Origin of the sequence: Streptococcus parasanguinis, assembly GCF_001578955.1 — a bacterium.
In the GTDB taxonomy this organism is placed as follows: Bacteria; Bacillota; Bacilli; order Lactobacillales; family Streptococcaceae; genus Streptococcus; species Streptococcus parasanguinis_U.
In genome coordinates, this window is the sequence record NZ_KQ969689.1 from 505,294 (window position 1) to 509,572 (window position 4,279).

General features: G+C 45.3%; 4 protein-coding genes and 1 pseudogene. 4 read left to right on the forward strand and 1 reads right to left on the reverse strand.

Annotated features, from left to right (window positions below; translation table 11 throughout):
• Positions 1-750: glycerophosphodiester phosphodiesterase family protein (locus SPADD19_RS12450; RefSeq protein WP_277619456.1), on the forward strand; the 750-nt coding region annotated here is incomplete at its 5' end.
• Positions 751-791: 41 nt separating this feature from the next.
• Here SPADD19_RS12450 and add read toward each other — a convergent pair.
• On the reverse strand, positions 792-1,811 hold the full coding sequence (gene add / locus SPADD19_RS02365) for an adenosine deaminase (protein WP_014713561.1): 1,020 nt from the start codon (positions 1,809-1,811) through the stop codon (positions 792-794).
• Between the two features lie 136 nt (positions 1,812-1,947).
• Here add and yghU point away from each other — a divergent pair, with 136 nt between their 5' ends.
• The 3 genes and pseudogenes from yghU to SPADD19_RS12455 all read left to right on the forward strand — a co-directional run.
• Positions 1,948-2,736, forward strand: a complete 789-nt coding sequence (gene yghU / locus SPADD19_RS02370; protein WP_061455100.1) for a glutathione-dependent disulfide-bond oxidoreductase — start codon at positions 1,948-1,950, stop codon at positions 2,734-2,736.
• Positions 2,737-3,222: 486 nt separating this feature from the next.
• On the forward strand, positions 3,223-3,909 hold the full coding sequence (locus SPADD19_RS02375; RefSeq protein ID WP_061455101.1) for a tRNA (adenine(22)-N(1))-methyltransferase: 687 nt from the start codon (positions 3,223-3,225) through the stop codon (positions 3,907-3,909).
• Positions 3,910-3,955: 46 nt separating this feature from the next.
• A pseudogene (locus SPADD19_RS12455) lies at positions 3,956-4,279 on the forward strand (Nif3-like dinuclear metal center hexameric protein); the annotation flags it as partial.

The window sequence follows — 4,279 nt, forward strand, 5'->3', positions numbered from 1 at the left end:
GGAGGGACGGTCCGGGAGAAGGAGTACAATACGAAGTATACCAATTCCTTAGAGGCTTTACGGCAAAATTACAATCTCGGCCATCGCTTGTTTGAAATGGATTTTAATTTGACTAGTGACAAGAAATTAGCTGCAGTTCATGATTGGCACCATTTTGGAAACAAAGATGATGTCGCACCTTCTTCTAAGGAATGGAAGAAATTTCAGGGTTATGGTTCCCCAGAAACACCAAGTCGCTTTACGACCATGTTAATAGGGTATGTGTTTGATCAAATGATAATTAATCGAGATATGGTGTTGGTGACAGATACCAAATCGATGGAAATCCCTAAGGAAGATAGGATTACACAATTTAAAGAACTTGTTTCAGAAGCAAACAAGCGAGACGAAGAACTATTGGATCGTGTGATTCCACAAATTTATCATCAAGAGATGTTCGGAGAAATCGAATCTATTTATCCTTTCAAGCACGTGATCTATACGCTCTACGCCTCACCAGATAGTGGAGAAGAAGTGCTGGATTTTATCGCCAAGCACAAGGAAATCGAGGCGGTGACCGTCCCTATCGACGATTCTCGCTTAACTCCTAAGTTTATCGAACAGGTACATAAACTTGGAAAACGGGTCTATGTTCATACCATTCAAACCTATGAGAGCCTAACTAAGTATGCTGCGATCAATGTTGATGGCTTTTACACTGGCTTATTGACTCCACAGGATATGGCTGTGTATGAATCCGTATCGAAATAAAACAGAAAACTAGCCCTTTCATCAGGCGCTAGTTTTTTCATTTATAGATAGTCCGCGTAGGCTTTTTCTAGTTTGCTAAGGAGTTCTTGTTTTTCATCCTCACTAGCAAAGGAAGCCTGGATGGCATCAACATTATGTTGGTAAAAGTCAGTTTCCTTGGTTTGGAAGTGCTGGTGGTAGAGGGCGTATTCCTTGGTAAGATCGGTGTCAGATACAGTCCGGTTATCGGTATTGATACTGATCCGAGCTCCGGCTGCCTTCATCTTCAAATAAGGGAAATCTTCTATAGTCGGCGCTGCTTTTGTCTGTAGGTTGCTGGTCAAGCAGAGTTCACCAGTGACCCCATTTTCAATAAAGGATTGGAGTAAGGCTGGTTCATGAGATAGAGCCGTCACGTGGCCATTGCGTTTGATGTCAAATGCAATCGATTGGGCTACAAAGTGTGGGCAATGACACTCACCTGCGTGAAGCGTCATGGGCCGATGGTAACTCTTGACTTGCTCAATTAGAGGTCGAATATCTTCTGGAGAGTAGTTGTGCTCATCCCCGGCAAAGTCAAAACCAACAAAATCTTGATCGCTAACTTGGTTGGCTTCTGCAAGAATACGAGATGTGACTTCTTGATCTGACTGGCGCATGCCACAGACCAAGGCTTTTGCAACAATGCCAAATTCCTCCTGGGCTTGGCGTAGACCATCGCAGACAGCATCGATAGTTTCTGGAACGGTGAGTCCTTGGTCCATGGACAATTCTGGGGCAAAACGGACCTCGATGTAGACGACATTTTCAAGAGCAGCTTGCTTGGCCACATCGTAAGCAGCAAGCGTCAAGGCTTCCTTGGTCTGAAGAAGAGGTCGAATGTAGTCAAAGGCCTCCAAATAGTCCAAAAGATTCTCACAGTGTGCAGGCGCAGTGACATGGTGCTTGAGCTCCTCATCACTAGCAGGTAGGTCAATATTGGCCATGGCTGCCAGCTGGCGAATGATTGGAAGCGACAAGGAACCGTCTAAGTGACAGTGAAGTTCTGTCTTTGCCAAACTATGAAAATCGATCGTGGACATGGTTTTCTCCTTAAAATTGTATTTTTTCTATACTATCATTTTGACAAAAAAAGTCAAGTAGCCTTCGCGTAGCAGATCTTTGAAAGGGAGGCCGATATTTGATATGCTAGGAGTAGCGAAATAAAGGAGAAGAAAGATGTCAGACTATCAATTACCAGAAGTATGGGAAGCACCGAGCCAAATGGGAGGAGCCTGGGGTGGCTTGAACCAACCAACAGCAGGTGCCCGCTTTGAGCAGACCCTTCCAAAAGGCGACCAGCCTTTCCAACTCTATACCCTTCCAACACCCAATGGGATCAAGGCGACCATTATGCTGGAGGAACTCAAAGAGCTGGGAGTGGATGCAGGTTATGACGCTTATCGGATCAAGATTGGTGAGGGAGATCAGTTTGGTAGTGACTTTGTAGCCATCAACCCAAACTCGAAAATTCCAGCCATGTTGGATCAATCGGGCGATCAAGCCATTCGTGTCTTTGAATCGGCCAATATCCTCCTGTATCTAGCGGAGAAATTTGGCAAATTAATCCCGACTGATCTGGCTAAACGGACAGAGGTGCTCAACTGGCTCTTCTGGCAGACGGGTGCAGCACCATTTTTAGGAGGGGGCTTTGGTCATTTCTTCCACTATGCACCTGAGAAAATCGAGTATGCCATCAACCGCTTTGCCATGGAAGCCAAACGTCAATTGGACCTACTGGACAAGGAACTGGCCACTAAACCTTATATCGCAGGGGATGACTACACCATTGCAGATATTGCCATCTGGTCCTGGTATGGTCGTCTAGCCCAAGACAAGGTCTGGGACCGAGCAGGGATTTTCCTAAATGTGAAGGAATACAAGCATCTGCAAGCTTGGACAGAGAAAATCGCCAATCGCCCAGCAGTGAAACGTGGCTTGGAAGTAGAGTATAAGGAAATTGACTAAAGTCTAAGCATAGATAATTCAATTGTATTGAGATTTTCTTTAGGTGAGTACGGACGTCAGCGAACTTCGTAGAAGTTCCATGACTAAATCAAGATACAAAGGGAGTCTGCGGATAAAGTCAAAATAGGAAGTTTGACGAAGAATTTCTGGATTCTAGGAAAACTTATCTTTTTGACACGAGCCGCAGCCCGTGTTCAATTCGTTTTGAACCCCTTCGCTTTTCAATTTTTAGGCTCAGGCTAAAACAGTTCCCCGAACTGTTTTACTTTCAAAACTCCCGAGTGCATGAAACAAAAAGTTTCATGCACTTTTCTCACTGCAGAAAACTCAATACGTATTTTTTGGGCTCCAAAAATAAGAGATTTCTCGACTTATATAGCTAGCTAGAACAATTTAGCAACAATTTGATAAGGCGCCGTCGCGCCTTTTTTTAATGGTGCAAACATGGTATACTAAAGGGTGGAATAAAAGTTTAGAAAGTAGCACATGGAATTTACAAAATTATCAAATCGCTTGGACTTGGTGGCTAGCTTCGTCCCAGCTGGAGCGCGTCTGTTGGACGTGGGGAGTGACCATGCTTATCTTCCAATCGCCCTCTTACAAGAAGGCAAGATTGAGGCTGCCATTGCAGGGGAAGTGGTAGAAGGGCCCTATCAGTCTGCCCTTCAAAATGTTGCGGATAATGGCTTAGAAGACAAGATTGAGGTCCGCTTGGCCAATGGTTTGGCTGTCTTTGAACCAACAGATTGCATTTCCTGTATCACTATTGCCGGCATGGGAGGACGCTTGATTGCAGATATTCTAGCGGCAGGTCTTGAGAAATTAGCTGGTGTCTCTCGCTTGGTCCTGCAACCCAATAATCGAGAGGATGAACTACGGGCTTGGTTAGTCGACCATGATTTCCGCATTGTCGATGAAGCGATCTTGGAAGAAAATGAGAAGTTCTATGAGATCCTTGTGGTGGAAAAGGGTTCTCAAGAGTTGACAGCCAAGGAACTGCGTTTTGGTCCCTATTTGATGCGGAACCAAGCCCCAGCCTTTGTCCAAAAGTGGTCCAAGGAAGTGGAGAAATTAGCCTTTGCCTTGGAGCAGGTCCCAGTTGAGAATCAATCTGCCAGAGCATCGTTAGAAGAGCGCATCACTCATATCAAGGAGGTTCTACATGTTAGCTAGTGAAGTCATCAAACGCTATGAAGCCTACTGTCCTCAGGAACTTTCCATGGAGGGAGATGTCCGTGGGCTACAGGTCGGCACGCTACAAAAAGACATCCACAAGGTCATGGTGGCCTTAGATATCCGCGAGCAGACGGTGGCTGAAGCTATCGCCCATGGGGTAGACTTGATCATCGTCAAGCACGCACCGATTTTCCGTCCCATCAAGGATTTGGTAGCCGATCGGGCTCAAAATCAGATCTATATCGATTTGATCAAGCATGATATCGCTGTCTACGTCAGCCATACCAATATTGACATTGTCCCAGATGGGCTCAACGATTGGTTTTGCCAGCTATTGGACATTGAAAATACAGAGCCCCTCAGTATA